This is a genomic window from Aquimarina sp. AU58, from assembly GCF_900312745.1.
In the GTDB taxonomy this organism is placed as follows: Bacteria; Bacteroidota; Bacteroidia; order Flavobacteriales; family Flavobacteriaceae; genus Aquimarina; species Aquimarina spinulae.
The window spans coordinates 2,581,939-2,599,640 of record NZ_OMPD01000014.1; the positions used below are offsets into that span (position 1 = coordinate 2,581,939).

Annotated in this window: 15 protein-coding genes; 1 reads left to right on the plus strand and 14 read right to left on the minus strand. The window is 33.6% G+C overall.

All coding sequences use genetic code 11. The annotated features are described in order from the left end of the window. Positions 1-70: 70 nt before the first annotated feature. From DK441_RS22535 to DK441_RS22570, 8 genes are all read right to left on the minus strand, one after another. On the minus strand, positions 71-1,255 hold the full coding sequence (locus tag DK441_RS22535) for a hypothetical protein (protein WP_160112240.1): 1,185 nt from the start codon (positions 1,253-1,255) through the stop codon (positions 71-73). A 635-nt stretch (positions 1,256-1,890) separates the two neighbouring features. Continuing rightward, on the minus strand, positions 1,891-2,439 hold the full coding sequence (locus DK441_RS22540; protein ID WP_109852849.1) for a hypothetical protein: 549 nt from the start codon (positions 2,437-2,439) through the stop codon (positions 1,891-1,893). 12 nt (positions 2,440-2,451) lie between these two features. Beyond that, complete coding sequence (locus DK441_RS22545) at positions 2,452-3,252, minus strand: RDD family protein (RefSeq protein ID WP_109852850.1); 801 nt, start codon at positions 3,250-3,252, stop codon at positions 2,452-2,454. A gap of 87 nt (positions 3,253-3,339) precedes the next feature. Continuing rightward, positions 3,340-4,449, minus strand: coding sequence for a serine hydrolase (locus DK441_RS22550; protein ID WP_160112241.1), 1,110 nt, complete (start codon positions 4,447-4,449; stop codon positions 3,340-3,342). A 228-nt stretch (positions 4,450-4,677) separates the two neighbouring features. Then, positions 4,678-5,328 (minus strand): CPBP family intramembrane glutamic endopeptidase, encoded by a 651-nt coding sequence (locus tag DK441_RS22555; protein WP_109852852.1) that lies wholly within the window; start codon positions 5,326-5,328, stop codon positions 4,678-4,680. Positions 5,329-5,444: 116 nt separating this feature from the next. Further along, a complete protein-coding gene (locus DK441_RS22560; RefSeq protein WP_109852853.1) occupies positions 5,445-6,266 on the minus strand; it encodes a LytTR family DNA-binding domain-containing protein in 822 nt (273 codons plus the stop codon). Between the two features lie 220 nt (positions 6,267-6,486). Further along, on the minus strand, positions 6,487-7,185 hold the full coding sequence (locus DK441_RS22565) for a LytTR family DNA-binding domain-containing protein (RefSeq protein WP_109852854.1): 699 nt from the start codon (positions 7,183-7,185) through the stop codon (positions 6,487-6,489). After that, positions 7,182-8,144, minus strand: coding sequence for a sensor histidine kinase (locus tag DK441_RS22570; RefSeq protein WP_160112242.1), 963 nt, complete (start codon positions 8,142-8,144; stop codon positions 7,182-7,184). The genes DK441_RS22565 and DK441_RS22570 overlap by 4 nt, the downstream gene beginning before the upstream one ends. A gap of 342 nt (positions 8,145-8,486) precedes the next feature. Between DK441_RS22570 and DK441_RS22575 the strand changes: the two genes are divergently transcribed. Next, entirely contained in the window at positions 8,487-10,676 is a 2,190-nt protein-coding gene (locus DK441_RS22575) for a DUF5916 domain-containing protein (protein ID WP_160112243.1), read from the plus strand. A gap of 12 nt (positions 10,677-10,688) precedes the next feature. Here the strand turns inward: DK441_RS22575 and DK441_RS22580 are convergent, their stop codons facing one another. From DK441_RS22580 to DK441_RS22605, 6 genes are all read right to left on the minus strand, one after another. Next, positions 10,689-11,024, minus strand: coding sequence for a hypothetical protein (locus tag DK441_RS22580; protein ID WP_109852857.1), 336 nt, complete (start codon positions 11,022-11,024; stop codon positions 10,689-10,691). A 124-nt stretch (positions 11,025-11,148) separates the two neighbouring features. Further along, positions 11,149-12,123: a class A beta-lactamase, subclass A2 gene (bla, locus tag DK441_RS22585; protein ID WP_109852858.1), complete on the minus strand. Its 975-nt coding sequence runs from the start codon at positions 12,121-12,123 to the stop codon at positions 11,149-11,151. Positions 12,124-12,745: 622 nt separating this feature from the next. Beyond that, positions 12,746-14,128, minus strand: coding sequence for a formimidoylglutamate deiminase (gene hutF, locus DK441_RS22590; RefSeq protein WP_109852859.1), 1,383 nt, complete (start codon positions 14,126-14,128; stop codon positions 12,746-12,748). Positions 14,129-14,254: 126 nt separating this feature from the next. Beyond that, positions 14,255-15,058, minus strand: coding sequence for an N-formylglutamate amidohydrolase (locus DK441_RS22595; protein WP_109852860.1), 804 nt, complete (start codon positions 15,056-15,058; stop codon positions 14,255-14,257). Continuing rightward, positions 15,055-15,657, minus strand: a complete 603-nt coding sequence (locus DK441_RS22600; RefSeq protein WP_109852861.1) for a HutD family protein — start codon at positions 15,655-15,657, stop codon at positions 15,055-15,057. Before DK441_RS22600 ends, DK441_RS22595 begins: the two co-directional genes overlap by 4 nt. Before the next feature lie 11 nt (positions 15,658-15,668). Beyond that, positions 15,669-17,669 (minus strand): urocanate hydratase, encoded by a 2,001-nt coding sequence (locus DK441_RS22605; protein WP_109852862.1) that lies wholly within the window; start codon positions 17,667-17,669, stop codon positions 15,669-15,671. Positions 17,670-17,702: the final 33 nt, after the last annotated feature.

Here is a 17,702-nt window from a genome sequence, read left to right on the forward strand (position 1 = left end):
ACACACCAAACTGAAAATCCGCAAGGATTTTCAAAAGTAGTCGAGAACAAGCAATTACTTATAGCCATTGTTATGTAGCGTTTTTATTTACTTCTTTTTTTAATTTATCAATATAACTTTTCGGGTTTTTTCCCTCAATGATTCCATCTAAGACGAATTCTTCCAGTAATCCTAAACCATAATCTACGGCAGGTTCAACTACGGGTTTTGCTGCGGCACCGACCGCACCTCCAATTGGTCCAGCAATTAGAGTGCCTAAACCAGACATAGCTCCAAAAAGAAATGTGTTTTTGATTAATTTTCCTTTTGTTGTCTCAAAAAACTTCTTTGCTCCTGCAACTTCATTTATATAAGCTTCTGTTATTTCACTCGAATCCGAATTTTCTCCAACTTCGTTAATCCACTTTCTAAAATATTTTGCACTTGACAAATGACGCAATTTGAAAATATCACTGATTTCGAAACCTCCTTGGTAAAACATAGCTTTAAGGTCAAGCGTATTTTCTATTTTTAGAATTTCTGATACATTTTCTGAAATATTATAGGCCTTTCCGATGTTTTCAAGGTTCTTTTTTGAGATTTCTAAATGTTCATAATTGTTGTAGCTATTGTATCCATTTTTAGTTAAAAGCGACGTATCTAATACAGTATGACCTAAATCAAAAAGAATTTTTCTTTCCTCCAAGTTTAAATCGAAAGGGTCTTTTTCAAAAGGAAGCCCTAAATTTTCTAAGTTATTATTTACATATGCGTCCGTAACAACTTTAGCAGCTTTACTGCTTATTTCTAGTCCATCATTTACAATGTACCTAGGTGCTATTTTTTTGATAAGTCTATTCCTCTCTTTTTTGCTAAGCCCAAAACGCACTAATGCTCTATAAATATTTGCACTTGGGTCAATGTCATCTCCGTTTAAACTTCCGCCAACAATTGGTGGTTGTTCATAAATTACAGATTCGTCGGTTGTCCCATCTTCTCTTTGTCTGCCAGTTCCTGTGAATATTGCAGCCGACTTTATTGAAAAGAGAATATATCCGCTTCTAATTAATCTTTCTACCGTTTCAAGTCCAAGTTTTGAGATAAGAAAAACTAAAGTTTGATTGTTTTTGTCTGTACTCAACACAATCTTGTCAAAAAGTAAAAGTTGCTCAAATAATCCTGCTAATATTTCAGACTCTTGTTCAGCTGTCAGTTTGATTGTCATTCCGAGGAATGAATCTTTAATAATTGAATTATTAAATAGTACGTTTTTCAATGTTTTTAACTGTTGGTTTAAATGCTACATAACAATTGAATATAATTACCAAAGTAACTATACCCGCAATATTTACGATATATAATTACTTTGGTAATTATATCCATTATATTTTTGTTAAAACCCAAATTACTAAAGCAATAAGAAAACTGGTTACGGTAAAACCGCAAAATTTACTTCCCTTGAAATTACGGTTTTGTGTTAAAATTCGAACTATTATTGGATTTAAAGTTCGGTGAATTAAATAGTTACGTTTTTAGGGGTGAAAACAGTGATGATTTCCCGTAATTCTGGTTTGGTTTTTGCTGTGGTTTTTATTATTCCTACCCACATCAAAATTCATGATATAATTGCTGTTTAATCACATAAAGTAGAGTATGATTTTTATGCTGTTTTTACGGAAAACCGTAATAAACACTATAGCTTAAGAAGAAAACGTGTCAAAAAAATGCATTTAATTAAACGGGAAATATCCCTGTGTGTATAGTATAAAAATAAACCTATATTTCGGGATCAAAATACTCGATGCGTATAGGTGTTTTTGTAGTATTTTTTAGCGTTTTTGATTAGAAGTTGATCAAGAGAGTGTTTTTTATAGATATAGCTTCTTGTATCGTTTTAAAAAAGAATGAATACTACCCTCCAAAACAGTTAACGATCCCAAATAGTGTAGCCAAAACTATAATGGCAATCACTATTAGAAAAGCCATACCTCCTTTATATTCTTCTTCCTCTAGTTGTTCCTGTTTCTTTTTCCATTTTCTGGCGACCTCTTTGTTTTGTGATTCATATCTTGTCTTAAGGTCCTCATCAAAACTAGAAACATACTCGTTAAATTTCTTATACCCTTCATAGATCTGATATTTGTCGGTATGATTAGAAACTAACTCAATTCGTAAAAACCTTTCCAATACGGCATAGCCACTTTTCTCCCGAATTTCGGTATAAGCGCTTTCACGAGTATTTTCGTGTATCAAAACGGTTTCAAAGATATTCTCGATCTTTAAGAAACTCAGAATTAGCTGTACTTTTTCCAGATAACTGCTGTTAGTAGTAACATTAGTATCATAATTATACGATATGATATCCAAAACAGCTCTATCGACTACTGTTACGGTTTCGTCCGGTTGTTGAAACGTATATTTATCGAGTTGGTATTCGTGTTTTTTTTGAACAGTTTCCATGTACTAGGTTTTTTATTCCTTTTTTCTCCAATCCAGTGTCAATGTACGTGTATGTGTGCTATGGTGTTGTTGATAGACATATTGAATCTGTCCCACAAAAGTTCCTTCTGGGAACTTCTCCAAAATTAGGGGAACAGTTACCGATTTGATTTCTTCGTAATTGTTGTCATTCTCTAAGTAGTTTTGATTAAGCCTAAGTATAACAGAAACATATTTCAAATCTTTATGTTGTTCGAGTTGGTCATAAACACGTACATCAGAAGTTAAGTATGTACCCAGGCTATCTGCAAAAAGTTGTTCGGTTTCATTTGCTGCTTGTTCATTTAACGAACTGGCTACATAAGTTACTTGATTGCTTTTTATTCTTGATCTCCAGGCTTCAAGAGGTAGCATCATAAGCGTCATCATTCCATAGGCAAGAAGCATAGAAAATGCTATTTGCATGATATTAATTTTGGGTTGTTTGTGCTCAGGATGAAACAGAACTACTTTTGTTCCTACTACCAGATCACCGATTCTCCTATTAGGATTTACCAGGGTCACGATCACTTCTATACACCAAAAGATACAAAATATATTTCTAATAAAACATCTAATTGGCGAAGCCACTTTACCGCTTGAGTTTTCGACGACTTGAGGTTTTAGTACTCTTTTTGCAATGCTTCGTCCTTGTATACAATCTTTACAGAAATAAAGAGCAAACCCAATAAGTGTAATGTAATTAAAACCAAAAATTTCGATGGTGGCCGGTTCACGACTTATTTCAAAAGCTGTAGAAAACCCTAAAATCATCCCTGGAATAAAAAAGAACATCGATAAATGTCATTACGATATCATCAAAGAGCATCGAAACAATTCTTATTCCTGCATTTACTTTCTGCTCTTCTATCATTTATTCTCCTATTTCAGGAAATGTGGTAACACATAGGTGTACATCATATCAAAAGGTTGCTTGTTTATGATAGGTTTACCATAATTACTTCCTGTAAAAACAATGACCAAATTATCTAATTCAGGAACAAGTACAATATAGTTACCTCCGTTTCCGAAAGTGAATTTTAATGTAATTTCCCGGTCTTTTATTTTTGCTTTTTCAGTGTACCAATAATAACCATAAGTAGCAGGATCTTGCCCTTCCCAGGAATTGCCAGCTGTATTAAAAAAAGAATAGTTTTGTGGTAATTCTACCTTTTCGCTTAAAATTTCGTTGATCATTTTCTCCGAAATCACCTGCTTTCCGTTATATTTTCCTTTATTGATAACCATATGACCTATAGTAAGCATATTTCTTGGTGATATTCTTAGATTACCGGCAGTAAAATATCTTCCTGTCATTTTATTCTTTGCCCATCGATAATGGTTTGTAATATCTAAAGGAGTAAATAAATAGTCTGATGCAAATTCTGCAATATTAACATGAGATGCATCACTAATTACAGCTCCCATAATCATTGGAGCCGTTCCTGTATATAACCATTTTTCTTTTGGAGAAAAAGCCATCTTTTGATCAAGTCCGTATTTAACCCAGTCTTTTTGGTCAAACATTTTATCTTCACAATCCGGAAATCCCATATCTCCAAAAAACTGCTCACAACCAATTCCGGTTCGCATAGTCAGTAAATCTTCAACGGTTATCAAAGATTTTCTATCGTCCCAATTGTCGAGATTATCTTTGTTATACTGCGAAAGATAGGTAAAAATAGGCTCGTCTACTTTCAGGATTCCTTTATCTACAGCAATTCCTGTTAATAGGGCTGTTATTGATTTGGTGGTTGATCGAACATCTTGCAGGCTATCTTTTCCATAGCCATTAAAGTACTTTTCAAAAAGAAGACTATCATTTTGGGAAATAAGAATGGCATTAGTTGCAGGGTATTTCCCGTTTTCTATTTCTGAAAATAACTGTTCAATAGAGTTTTTTTCTTTTGTGTTTTTCTGTTGCTTTTTAACATTTGAAGTACAAGAATAGCATAGTGACAAAAACAGGAAAAGATAAAGTGATTGTTTCATATAACTTATTATTTTGGTAATTGGGTATAATGTTCTGGTATAAGAAAAATAAAGCATGTGATAAGCAAATATGTTTCGGATTGATACTAAGCCAAATATAGTATTTTACTTTTATCTTTTTAGAAATGTAAATTTTGTATTTATTGACTTTGTAAATGAACTAGACTTTTTTATTAAGCGCAAAAGCCTTATGTTTTCTTATACATAAGCTTTATACATAGTAAACTATTAAAGCCATCCATAATATATAAATAGAAAAGCAACAGTGTCAATAAATCCGTGAACAGCAACATTAAACCACAAATCGTTCTTACGATTATGAAAAATAATTGCTAAAAGCATACCAGTTATACCTGCTACGATTTGACCAGTTATACCTTGATATGCGTGTACCCAACCAAAAATAAACCCAAATAATAAAATATTAATAACAAGACTTATGTTGCTTGAGCCAAAAAACTTGGTAAACTGTCTCATTAAATACCCCCTAAACACAATTTCTTCACCGAATGCTGCTGCTGCCCACATAAAAACAAGTAAATTCAATATGCCAGGTAGATTTCCTTTATAGGGTTCGAATACAGAAAAGTCTATAGGTTGCCCTGTAATATAAGTAACACTTGGCACCATGATGTAGTAATAAAATAGAAAAAAAGTTGTACCCAATAGAGGTGCTATAACTAAGAGGCTTTTTATATTTAACCTTTTTCGTTGAAAACCTAATGATTTAAAGAGGTCTTTTTTGTATTCTATTGCACTTGCAATTAATACTAAAAAAGCTGCTGTAATCATTTGAAAATAGCCAGACAAGTATAAAAGGCAGAAAAGAATTATAGTGATTATAGGAGTCAAATTTGTTTTTAAAGAAGTTTTGTTCATTTTTTTTCGTTTTTAAATTTTAAACGAAGTAACAATGATCAAGTAAGAAAAACTCCTGAAAAACAGCAACTTTTACTGAATGGTATCAAAAAAGTACCTGAATAATCAACCTTAATTTATAATTTCTTATTAAACCAATCCATAAACGCTTGTCTCTTATATCTACTTATAGTTATTTGAGAAGTTTTTTTATCTGAAAAAATAGATTTGAGTAGTATAGATAGTTTTCCATTTTCTATTGATTGTACTTGTTCTATAGAACGAGCATGAAGAATTATTTGTCTATTCGCTCTAAAAAAACTCTGTTCGCTAATTTTACTTTCAACTTCATTTAAAGTAAAATCTGTACTAATTGTAGTTCCATCAGTTTTTACAATATATACTATTTTGTTTTCACTATATATAAAGGCAATTTCAGGATACTTAACCAAGGTTATTTTACCTCCTTGCCGAACTTTAAGTGTACCTTCTATAGAGGCAAGTTTGTGAAGTTTATAAATATCTTTTGAAAATAAAAGAGCAATTCCAAGAGTGCACATTAGCAGGGAGATTGAAAATCCCGTTAGTAGATGATAAATACTGTATGATTCAATGCCATTAATCAAACCATTTAAACCATAATATAAAGGGATATATAGTATGGTAATATAACCTAAAGTTGAAAATAGGAAACGTAATAATATTTGTGTGTTAATTTTTTTAGTGAAGTATTTGTTTCTGAAATATTTAAAATTAAAACTAGCGATAATAAGTACTATACCTCCTACAATAATTGAAGCAACAATAGGAAACCAAGGGAATTTGTAGGATTTATTTAGTGGAAAATTTTCTGGCTCAGTAAGGTGGTTAATCAAAATAGAAAGTACTACAATTATAAAGCCGTTTCTAACCCAAAAATTTATTTTTTTATTTTTAAAAAAGTTAATAATTATTTCCATTGAAAACTTGAATCTATCTTTTTGGATTATTTAGCTTATGTACAACAAAGCTATAATAGTAATTGCTATTATATACTTCCTAAGCAATACGATCAGATACAAATCTAAGTGATTTTTGATCAATTCAGAATAACTAACCATAGACTCTTGCTTTAAGACCCGGGAAAGAGGTTTACATAGGGCGTGTTGTTACCAAAAACTATTACTTTATTAACTCTTGTCATGTTAAAAAAGAAGCAAGATTGTTCCTGAAATTTTCACCAATAGGGATTTCGATGTTACCAATTTCAATATCATTTTTTGTGTAGGCCGCAATTTTATCTTTATTAATGATATATGAGCGATGTACTCTTATAAACCGTTCGTCTAACTTTTCTTCAAAAGCAGATATACTAGACTTGGTAATGTGATTTTCTTTCTCTAAATGTATTTTGACATAATCTTTTAAACTTTCTATATATAAAATAGCATCTAAGTACACTTTTACCTGTTTTCTGTCTTTTCGTATATAGATAAAAGCATCTTTGTTTTCTGGGGTAGGGGTTGGATCAGAACTACTGACTCTTTGTAACGTTCTAAATTTTTCTATAGCATTAAAGAAACGTTGAAAAGTTATAGGTTTTAGAATATAATCAACGGCATTTAACTCAAACCCTTCAACAGCATAGTCTCTATAGGCCGTGGTAAAAATAACTTTGGGTTTGTGTACCAGGTTTTTAAAAAAATCAGTGCCCTTTAAAACAGGCATCTCGATATCTAAAAACAATAAATCTATGGTTTCCTTTTGTAGTATCATACTAGCCTCAATGGCACTACCACAAGAAGCCACCAATTCGAAATCCTCTAATTGAGACAAATGTGTTTTTATAAGCCCTCTAGCCAACTTTTCATCATCAATTATTAAACATTTGTATGTCATTTTACAGGCAATTTTAAACGTACATTAAAGCAATTGTTTTCTTTGTTAATATCTAATGAATAATCATCAAAATATAATAATTCAAGCTGTTTTTTTACGTTCGTTAATCCAATGGTTTCTTTATTCGCAGAAACCACATTTTTTGCTATAGAGTTTGTAATGTCAAATCGTATAAACTTTCCTTCTACAGCTATCGTTATCTGGATATATGCTTTCTTAAGTTCATGCGCAACCCCATGTTTAAAAGTATTTTCTATAAAAGTTAACAAAATTAGCGGCGCAATGTTAACATCGGTTTCTACATTATTATTAAAACTAATAGCTACCCGGTCATCATATCTCACTTTTTCTAAATCGAGGTAGTTTTCTATGAGTTCAATTTCCTTTTTCAAGGATACATATTTGTCATTACACCCATACAGTATATAATCTAAGATCTCAGATAGTTTAGCAATGACCTCGGGAGCTTTGTCAGATTTGTCTATAGATAAAGCATATAAATTGTTTAAGGTATTAAACAAGAAGTGTGGATTTAACTGATGTTTTAATACCGATAATTCTGTAGCTATTTTTTGCTCTTTGAGCTGTAGATAATCCTGCTTTTCTTTATAAAAATTTGCGACGACTAATAATATTGTTGGTGTTAAAATTATTGTAGACTTACCAAAAAAGATACGAGGATTCAATAATTTCTCCCAAAATATGGTATTAGAATCATATATAGCATTATCACCAGACTTAAAATATCTAGGGATATGATAATATTCATGAAACCCTACAAAAATGATAAATACACCAGCTAATAACAACAATAAGCTTATTGCAAACCGAATATTCTTTTTGGGTATTAAGAAACGTGGGATTAAAAAATACAGACATGTGTATGCTACAATAACCTGGCATACGATATAAATGGCGTAATGCTCAATAACTTCTTTATAGCCACTGTAATAAGACATGTTTACAGTGCCAACAAAATAAGCGTAAATACCAAGCCAAAACAAAAAATGTTTGACTATCGGAATATTAAAAAATGTCGATGTCTTTTTTAAGCTACTCATATACGCACTAAAGTACAATTTTAATGAGGATGAGAATTAAAAGTAGCTTAAAACTGGCTTTTTGTAGCTAAAAGTAGAAATATAATAGACTAAACTTTGTTTCTTTCAAATACAACTTTCCAGACGTGAAAATTACCTCTTAGTCTACTTTTTAAAATACGAATACATACTTCGGATAGCTTTACTTCTTAAATGTGTTTTGAAATATAAACACCTTGTTAAACTTTTTAATTTAAGTAAATGAAGAGAATTGTAATTCTTTTAATATCAGTGTTTGTGATGTTTCATGTTCAGGCTCAGTCTCAGTCTGAGTTAGGGAAGGGGAAAATAATTTTTAGCGACAGTAGTATTCAATTAGATGGAGAGCTAAACGAATCTGTATGGAGTACTCTGGTTCCTGAAGGAGGATTCCTTAATTATATACCCAATAATGGAGATTTGGCGTCTAATACAACTGAAGTAAAAATGTTTCATAATGGAAAAAAATTGTACATAAGTGCCGTGTATCATGATACAGTTCCCGATGTTCAAATAGGATCTTTAAAACGAGATGATATCGGAACTTCTGGAGCAGAAAGTGATTCGTTTGCTATCATTATAGATACCTATAACCAACAACAATCTGGTTATTTCTTTATTGTTAATATGGGGGGTGCATTAATAGACGCATTAGTGGCCAGGCGTAGAGATGGTTTTAGAATAAGTACGAGTTGGAATACAGTGTGGAACGCCAGGACTTCTGCAAAAGGGAATTTAAAAACATACGAAGTAGAAATCCCGTTAAAGGCACTGGGCTATAAGGCAGATACTCCAGAATGGGGAGTTATGTTTCACACCAGAAATATTAAATTAAATGAGTGGACAACCAGTACACCTATAGATCGTAATTATAGCCAATTCGATTTACGATTTGCTAAAACCTTTGATGTAGAAAATCTGTCAGAAAATAAATCGTCTCGATTTGCTGTAACGCCATCGGTTACTATGAATCATTCAGAAGATGTTGCTAATGATACCGAAAAGACCAAGGTAAAACCAAGTGTAGATGTACAATTTAATGTAAGTTCTTCTTTAAAATTAGATGCCACGATAAACCCCGATTTTTCACAAATAGATGTAGATAGACAAGTAACTAATTTAAGTCGCTTTTCGGTGTTTTTTCCCGAACGACGTAATTTCTTTTTAGAGAATAGCGACCTTTTTACGGGTTTGGGAGTAAGTGGAGTAAATCCTTTTTATTCTAGACGAATAGGGGCAGATAGCGAAATATCCTTCGGATTAAAATTATCTGGAAACATCGCTAAAAAAACACGATTGGGGGTACTTAATGTGGCAACAAAAGCCAAAGATGATACTCCTGCCCAGAATTATGGAGCCCTGGTGGTGCAACAACAATTATCCAAATCTTTTACAACAACAGGGTTTCTTATCAATAGACAGGAAACAGATGATTTTTCTTTTAAAGATGATTATAATAGAGTAGCAGGAATCAACTTAAATTATCAATCAAAAAATAATAAATGGACAGGGCTTGCAAATTTTGCGGGTAGTAATACCAATGATACTTCGGGAGATACTAATTTTTATAATTTGGGAATTTGGTACAATACCATAAATGTATCTGGTTATGCAGGGATTAGAAAAGTAGAAAAAAACTATAGTACAGATATTGGTTTTGTACCACGTTTATATAATTACGATGCGATTTTAGAAAGCACTATACGAGAAGGGTACAGGCAAGCTAGTGGTCGTATTACTTTCACTAAATTTTATAAAGATTCTAAAACCATCGATAATCACCGCTATTTAAATATGTATAATCAAACCTATTGGGACGATCAGGGCGATGTTACACAAGCGACCATAGGAGTAAATAATGATTTAGTATTTAAAAACCAATCATTGTTATATGGTGGATTGCGATATGAATATGTGAACCTGAAATATGCGTTTGACCCATTAAATAACGGGAATCCTATTATAGCAGATAAATATAGGTATCTAGATGCTGGTTTGGGATATGCTTCTGCCGACAATAAAAAGTTTCAATATGGAGGTAATGTTAGTTACGGTAGCTACTATAGTGGACATAAGAACCAGGTTAGTATTAATGCTCAATATAGATTAATGCCTTTAGCGCGTTTACAAGTGAGATATGAACGAAATGGTATAGATTTAAAAGCATTAGGAACAGAGACATTTCATTTAGCACGCTTTACAGGTGAAATTTTCTTTTCTAATCGGTTAAACTGGACTACCTACATACAGTACAACACTCAGTTTGATAATTTTAATATCAATAGCCGTTTGCAATGGGAGTACAAACCCTTGTCGTATATCTATTTGGTGATTTCAGATAATTATAATCAAGATATTATACGCAACAATTGGGGCGTAGCTTTTAAAATGAATTATAGATTTGATTTTTAAGGATTACTATTTTTATACGTTCTCGTATTCTGTCTGATTTGTGGGATATTTTAACTTAATGCGATTTATTATTTCCATCCGATTTTGAGCCCACTGAGGATATTCAGTCCATTCATTTTCGGTTTTGAAATAGATAACATGACTCACTTTTCCAAGTAACATTTCTCCATCAACCTCTATGCGCTTCCATTTTCTATCAACTTTTTGGGTATAAGTAATTTCATTCCTTCCACTTCTATAGACATTCCAACCTAACCTTTCTTGCCATAATTTTTTAATAAATCCTATTAACAGTAGAATGGCAATCAACCCAAAAACTATTACTACTCCAATAAGTAAGATATTCATATTTTTAACTTCCTTTTTTCAAAATTAACGTAGTGTGTATGAGTAGTAGCGGATTTTCACTCAAAAACCTTTCGTTTTATCACTTAAACCGCTATGATTTTTACACATTGTTGGTGGCAATTTATTATATCGTTTGTGTAGTATAAAAGTCATACGTAGCTTTTGCAATATCCGCTATGATTTTTGCATTTGTTTTAAAATCTTCTTGTGAATCTGTTACAAAAACACTGACAACAAAGTAATTCCCATTTGGCAAAAAGACAATCCCAATATCGTTTACTGCAGCAGTAATTCCTGTTTCTTTGTTAGTACCTGACCAACCTGTCTTATTGGCTACAATTATTTCCTTTGGCAATTGTCCTCTTATTCTATTTTTTCCTGTTTTTGTATCTATATTAGTTTCCCAAAAGAAATCATAACTGCTTTTTGAAAGTAAGTTATTATTATTTTCAAAGAATAGTTTTAGTGTTTCACTTGCTGCATTCGGTGTTGTCCAATTTTGGAATATATTTTCCCACTTTGCTTGTAATCCTTCTTCATTGAAAGTAATCTGTATATCTTCTATACCACTCTTTTTTATGTACTCTTCAACTGTTTTAGGTGTTCCGATAAGTCGTATTAAAATGTCACAGGCTGTGTTGTCGCTATGAGATACATTGTACTGAATTAACCTTTTAATTGTAAAGCTGCCTCCATTCGGGTTTTCATCTCTAAGTGGGCTCCAAAAGTCCTCTGGCAAAAGTTCATCTTTACCTATTTCTACTGTTTGGTCCAATGACAATGTCCCCTTATCAACCTCTGCCAATACGGCTAATGCAATATGGAACTTAAACACACTTTGCATTGGAAATCGTTTGTCTCCGTTTAGCGAAAGAGTATCTGTTCCATTATTTCCGATTATTGAAACGCCAACTACCGCATTTTTATCCGATACGATTTGTTCAATAGTTTTGCGTAACGGTTCAGTTTTGCTGTTTGGTATCTTGTCCAATACGATTTGCTTATTTTCTTTTCGTAACAAATCACTTTTGCTTTTTGATGTCGTACAACTTGTTAAATGCAATAATAGTAAAGCTGTTAATTGGAATATTCTATTCATTCTTTATTTTATATTTTGTCTTTGAAAATTGTCACCAACAAAGATATAATAGCATTTGTTATTATATTATTTCTATATAGGATCATTCACAAATCTAACTTATTTTTGACCAACATGACATTACCCAATCATGTATTTATAGCCTATAATTTTGATGTGAGCTATATAGAAATACTCATGGTTTGATACTCAGTGTTCTAGTTGTATTCATAAATAATTATTTAACAAAAATTTGTCAATTCGAGAGTTTTGCCATACTCATCTGATCTTAAAAAACTATTCTCGATAGTTATTCAATGAAGTGTTAAAATCATACTTTTTAAGCATTAATTACACCTATTGCGGAAACCCGTAAGAATCGCATTATTTAGTACAGTATCTTTATACTAAGTTGAGTTTATATGATTGTAATTTAAGTGGTTAAATGTGTAAAACCCTCTAGTGAAACCTTAGAGGGTTTTATATGTGAAGTATATATGTTAGGCTGTTGTGCATTTAAATGTTTTTTGCCATAATCCTATTCTCGATACACCACCCTCAAATGCGCAGCACTCGAATTGACGCATTATGGTGAAAAAAGCTACTTTCAATACCGCACAACAGGTTACGCTAATCAGAAATATTACCTGTTTTTTAATGCATCGATAGTTGTTGCAAACTTTTCTTTTATTTCCTTATACTTTGTATGATTTTGGTTTGCTACAATCATTTCTCCATAAGCAATAGTCCCTAGTTGCATGTTTGAATCTGTAGCATATACAATAGTCGATGCCAGGTTTTGTGTAGCGGTAGTGGCTAATAATGGTGACGAAGCATCAATAATACAGGCGTTTAGTGGTTCTCCGACCTTAAAGAAATCTGCAGTAAAATTATTCATCGCTTTTCTCCCTGTTTTTGTTGCCATTTCTATTGCATACATTCCAGAATCTCCTTGTTGATGAGAAGAGTACGTATTTCTTTTATGAGAAATTAAACGCTGCCCATAATCCAAAATACGAAGTTCTTCTAAGGGATTAAGCCCTATATGACTATCGGTGCCAATACTCCATTTTCCTCCATTTTCCTGGTATTTTCTTAAAGGAAATAATCCATCACCCAAATTACCTTCTGTACTGGGGCAGAGTACTACATTGGCTTTGCTTTTTGCAATACCCTCGATTTCGTTATCTGATAGGTGTGTTGCGTGTACCAGATGAAACCTATCATTCATATCTACATGATCTAATAACCATTCTACGGGGCGTTTTCCCAGGTACTTTACAGAATCTTCGATCTCTTTTAGTTGTTCTGAAACATGAATGTGAAATGGAATATCCTGAGGACCGGATTTTGCAATCTCGGCAATATCAGACGGTTCAACTCCTCTCATAGAATGAATACCAATAGCAATATTAGCGTGCTGGTAGTGTTTACAAGCTGCTTTACTCGATTCTAATAAGGTAAGATACTTATCAATCGTAGGAGAGATAAACCTTCGTTGTCTATCGTTTGGTTCTTTTCCAAAACCACCTTTTTGATAAAAAATAGGAATTAAGGTAATCCCAATACCTGCATTTTTTGCTGCTGAAATAAGGCTATTTCCCATTTCTGAAAGGTTAGCGTAGGAAACACCATTTTTATCGTGATGTACATAATGAAACTCGGCTACATTCGTATATCCATGACGAGCCATTTCTGCATAGAGCATAGTTGCTATGGCTTCCATTTGCTCTGGGTTCATCGTTAATGCCAATTGGTACATCGCTTCTCGCCATCCCCAGAAATCATCCGGGGTAGAAGTAGTGTTTTCATGTCTTTCTGCCAAACCAGCCATTGCATATTGAAAGGCATGGGAATGTGCATTTTGAAACCCGGGAATTGCAAAGCCATCAATAACTTTATTGGATGTATGTTGTGGATCAAAAGAAGAGATATCGGTAATGATACCTTCATTATTCACCGTAACCCCTGTATGTTCTTTCCAACCGGTATTTTGTAGTATTCCCTTAAAATGATAGGTTTTCATTTGTTTAAGTTTGTTGTTTATTAGATCAAAGTTTCAGTTTGAAGCTCGATGCCTGAGGTCGAGTGTCGGAAGCTTGATGTTTGATTGACAAAAACTTGTCTAACCTCCAACCTCTGATTTTTCTGATTATGCATTCAACGTTTCAATTAAACGCTCCATGGTGTTTTGTAATACGTATTGTACCTCTTTTGCACGATCTTCATTATACGTAATTTCATTATCGTCCATATATAAAATCTTATTCATTTCGAGCTGAAGCGTATGAATGTCGTTTTCCGGATTTCCGAAGTAACGGGTAATATGCCCTCCTTTAAAAGGGGAGTTGTGATTAACTTCAAAAGCTCCCGATTTTAATCCGTTTAACGCAGCCGTAATGAGTTCTGGCGATGCGGTTTTCTCATCGTTATTCCCTAAAATCATATCGGGAAAAGGATCTTTTTGAATAGTACTTACTTTATGGCGAATAGAATGTGCATCCCAAAGTAAAACCTTGCCAAACTGCTTTTTTCTATCTTCTATCAGAGTCTTAACTTGCTCGTAGTAGGGCCAGTAATAGGTCTCTAATCTTCTTTTAATTTCGGTTTGATCGGGTTCGAATTCTTGAGATTTATAAATTTTATTACCATAGAAATCTGTAACAGGTGTATTACTGGTAATAAGCCTATTATCATTATATAAGGGCACACTTTTGGGGTCTCTATTAAGATCGATGACCCATCGGCTTAGATTTGCCTTAATTACAGTGATACCCATAGCCGGTGCAAATTCATACAGTCGATGCACAAACCAATCGGTATCATCAAGGTGCTTACGCATTCTTTTTTTATACTGTTTTTTTATTGCTGCAGGAAACTTTGTTCCCGAATGCGGTACACTTATAATTATAGGAACTATAGGTGCTTTGGCTTCTGTAATCTTAAATAGATTCACACGTTTACATTTTTATCATTAGTTGTTATTTCAGAAAAAACTAAGGTACTATCTTTTATGGCATTAATATGCATAATCGTTGCTATTGGCTGGCGTATCATCAATACATCAGATTGACTAATCGTATATGCTTTATCATTGATATCGATGGTAACTTCTCCAGAATACGTATAGATAAACACCCAATCTCGCTTATTTTGAATAGGGTATGAGGTGTTCTCATTTTGGGTAACATTACGAGCATTTAGTGTACCAACCGTATTACCTGTGGTCATCAGATTAAAATCTGTACATTTTCCTATAGAGGATGTTTTCCAACCGCCTTCAAATATATCACTATCTAATTTAGAAAGTTGTTTCGTATATTGGTTTTCGTGCTGTAATGTTATTTCTCCGTCCAAAACCAATAATGTTCTCGATACCCCGGGAAGCGAAGTAAAAACAGATTTTTCTACTGCAACAGTTGCCATACTTAACCTGAAATCAAAATTTAATTCCTTGTAATTTGCCGTTGGCGGATGCATAAAAAATTGTGTGGTTGTACCTCCCGACCAGGTATTGGTTTTAAATGTATCTGCTGTTATGACAGTAATTTCCATATACGATGAACTTATATAAAACCTTCTAAGAATTCTTCATCTACCAAATTAGGTAATGTTACTTTAAGTTGTGGAGTTCTTTCCATTTCACGTTTTATAGCAAACAGTGCTTCTTCATTTCGAGCCCAACTTCTTCTTGAGATTCCATTATTTACATCATAAAATAGCATACGTTCCAGTTTTTCTGAAGCTTCTGCGGTTCCATCAAGTAACATCCCGAATCCACCGTTGATTACTTCTCCCCAGCCAACACCACCACCATTGTGGATAGATACCCAGGTAGCTCCTCTAAAACTATCTCCGATCACATTATGAATTGCCATATCTGCAGTAAATTTACTACCGTCATAAATATTACTGGTTTCACGATAAGGAGAATCGGTACCACTCACATCGTGGTGATCTCTCCCCAGAACTACCGGAGCCGAGATTTTTCCACTTTCAATTGCTTTGTTAAAGGCTTCAGCAATTTTGATTCTTCCTTCGGCATCGGCATATAAAATACGAGCTTGAGAACCAACCACAAGTTTGTTTTGCTTGGCTTCTCTAATCCAGGTAATATTATCCTGCATCTGCTGTTGAATTTCTTTTGGAGAAACTTTCTTGATAGCTTCCATTACTTCTAGAGCAATCTGATCTGTAGTGTCCAGATCTTCTGGTTTCCCAGAAGTACATACCCATCTAAAAGGTCCAAATCCATAATCAAAACACATAGGTCCCAAAATATCCTGTACATAAGAGGGGTATTTAAAATCAATACCATTTTTTGCCATAATATCTGCTCCTGCACGAGAAGCTTCGAGTAAGAACGCGTTTCCGTAATCAAAGAAATAGGTACCTCTTGCCGTATGTTTATTAATGGCATTAGCATGCCTGCGAAGCGATTCCTGAACTTTGTTTTTAAATGCTTCGGGATCATTGCTAATCAGGGTATTGGCTTCTTCATAATTTAGTCCCGCGGGATAATACCCTCCAGACCAGGGGTTATGCAATGATGTTTGATCAGATCCTAATTGAATGTAGATATTTTCATCATAAAAACGTTCCCAGATATCTACAACATTACCTTGATAGGCAATAGAAACAGTTTCTTCTTGCTCCATCGCTTTTTGAACCCTGGTTACCAAATCATTTAAATCATCAAGGATTTCATCTACCCAGCCTTGCTCATGGCGTTTTTGGGCAGCTTTTGGGTTTACTTCTGCACATATGGTAATACATCCTGCAATATTTCCGGCTTTTGGTTGTGCACCACTCATTCCTCCTAACCCAGAAGTTAAAAAGATTTTACCAGCAGGAGTTTCTTCGGGTTTCAATGTTTTTCTAAAAGCGTTCATTACGGTAATAGTAGTACCGTGCACAATACCTTGAGGACCAATATACATATAGCTCCCTGCGGTCATTTGCCCATATTGTGTTACCCCCAGGGCATTGTATTTTTCCCAATCATCGGGTTTTGAATAATTAGGAATCATCATTCCGTTGGTTACAACCACTCTGGGCGCATCTTTTGAAGAAGGAAATAATCCCATGGGATGCCCCGAGTACATATGCAACGTTTGTGTTTCGGTCATTGTAGCCAGATACTGCATCGTGAGTATATACTGCGCCCAATTTTGAAATACAGCACCGTTACCTCCATAAGTAATTAGTTCGTACGGGTGCTGTGCGACCGCATGATCAAGGTTATTCTGAATCATAAGCATGATTCCTGCTGCTTGTTTTGTTTTTGCAGGATATTCATCGATAGGACGAGCATACATCGTATATTCTGGCATAAAACGATACATATAGATACGACCGAATGTATTTAGTTCATCTAAAAACTCACTGGCAAGTTCTTTATGCCAGTCTTTCGGAAAATAGCGTAATGCGTTTTTAAGCGCGAGTTTTTTTTCTTCGTTAGAAAGAATTTGTTTTCTTTTTGGGGCACGGCTAATTTTAGAATCCAAAGATCTCTTTGGAGGCATTGTTTTAGGAATCCCTTGAAGTATTTGTTCTTTGAAATTCATATTTATTTTTTTTTAGTTTCATGGTTGTTACAG

Bases quoted from the DNA above. Each gene is read 5' to 3' on its own strand.
- DK441_RS22540 (WP_109852849.1), bottom strand. From the start codon at position 2,439: ATGGAAACTGTTCAAAAAAAACACGAATACCAACTCGATAAATATACG.
- DK441_RS22545 (WP_109852850.1), bottom strand. From the start codon at position 3,252: ATGTTCTTTTTTATTCCAGGGATGATTTTAGGGTTTTCTACAGCTTTT.
- DK441_RS22550 (WP_160112241.1), bottom strand. From the start codon at position 4,449: ATGAAACAATCACTTTATCTTTTCCTGTTTTTGTCACTATGCTATTCT.
- DK441_RS22555 (WP_109852852.1), bottom strand. From the start codon at position 5,328: ATGAACAAAACTTCTTTAAAAACAAATTTGACTCCTATAATCACTATA.
- DK441_RS22560 (WP_109852853.1), bottom strand. From the start codon at position 6,266: ATGGAAATAATTATTAACTTTTTTAAAAATAAAAAAATAAATTTTTGG.
- DK441_RS22565 (WP_109852854.1), bottom strand. From the start codon at position 7,185: ATGACATACAAATGTTTAATAATTGATGATGAAAAGTTGGCTAGAGGG.
- DK441_RS22570 (WP_160112242.1), bottom strand. From the start codon at position 8,144: ATGTCTTATTACAGTGGCTATAAAGAAGTTATTGAGCATTACGCCATT.
- DK441_RS22575 (WP_160112243.1), top strand. From the start codon at position 8,487: ATGAAGAGAATTGTAATTCTTTTAATATCAGTGTTTGTGATGTTTCAT.
- DK441_RS22580 (WP_109852857.1), bottom strand. From the start codon at position 11,024: ATGAATATCTTACTTATTGGAGTAGTAATAGTTTTTGGGTTGATTGCC.
- bla (WP_109852858.1), bottom strand. From the start codon at position 12,123: ATGAATAGAATATTCCAATTAACAGCTTTACTATTATTGCATTTAACA.
- hutF (WP_109852859.1), bottom strand. From the start codon at position 14,128: ATGAAAACCTATCATTTTAAGGGAATACTACAAAATACCGGTTGGAAA.
- DK441_RS22600 (WP_109852861.1), bottom strand. From the start codon at position 15,657: ATGGAAATTACTGTCATAACAGCAGATACATTTAAAACCAATACCTGG.
- DK441_RS22605 (WP_109852862.1), bottom strand. From the start codon at position 17,669: ATGAATTTCAAAGAACAAATACTTCAAGGGATTCCTAAAACAATGCCT.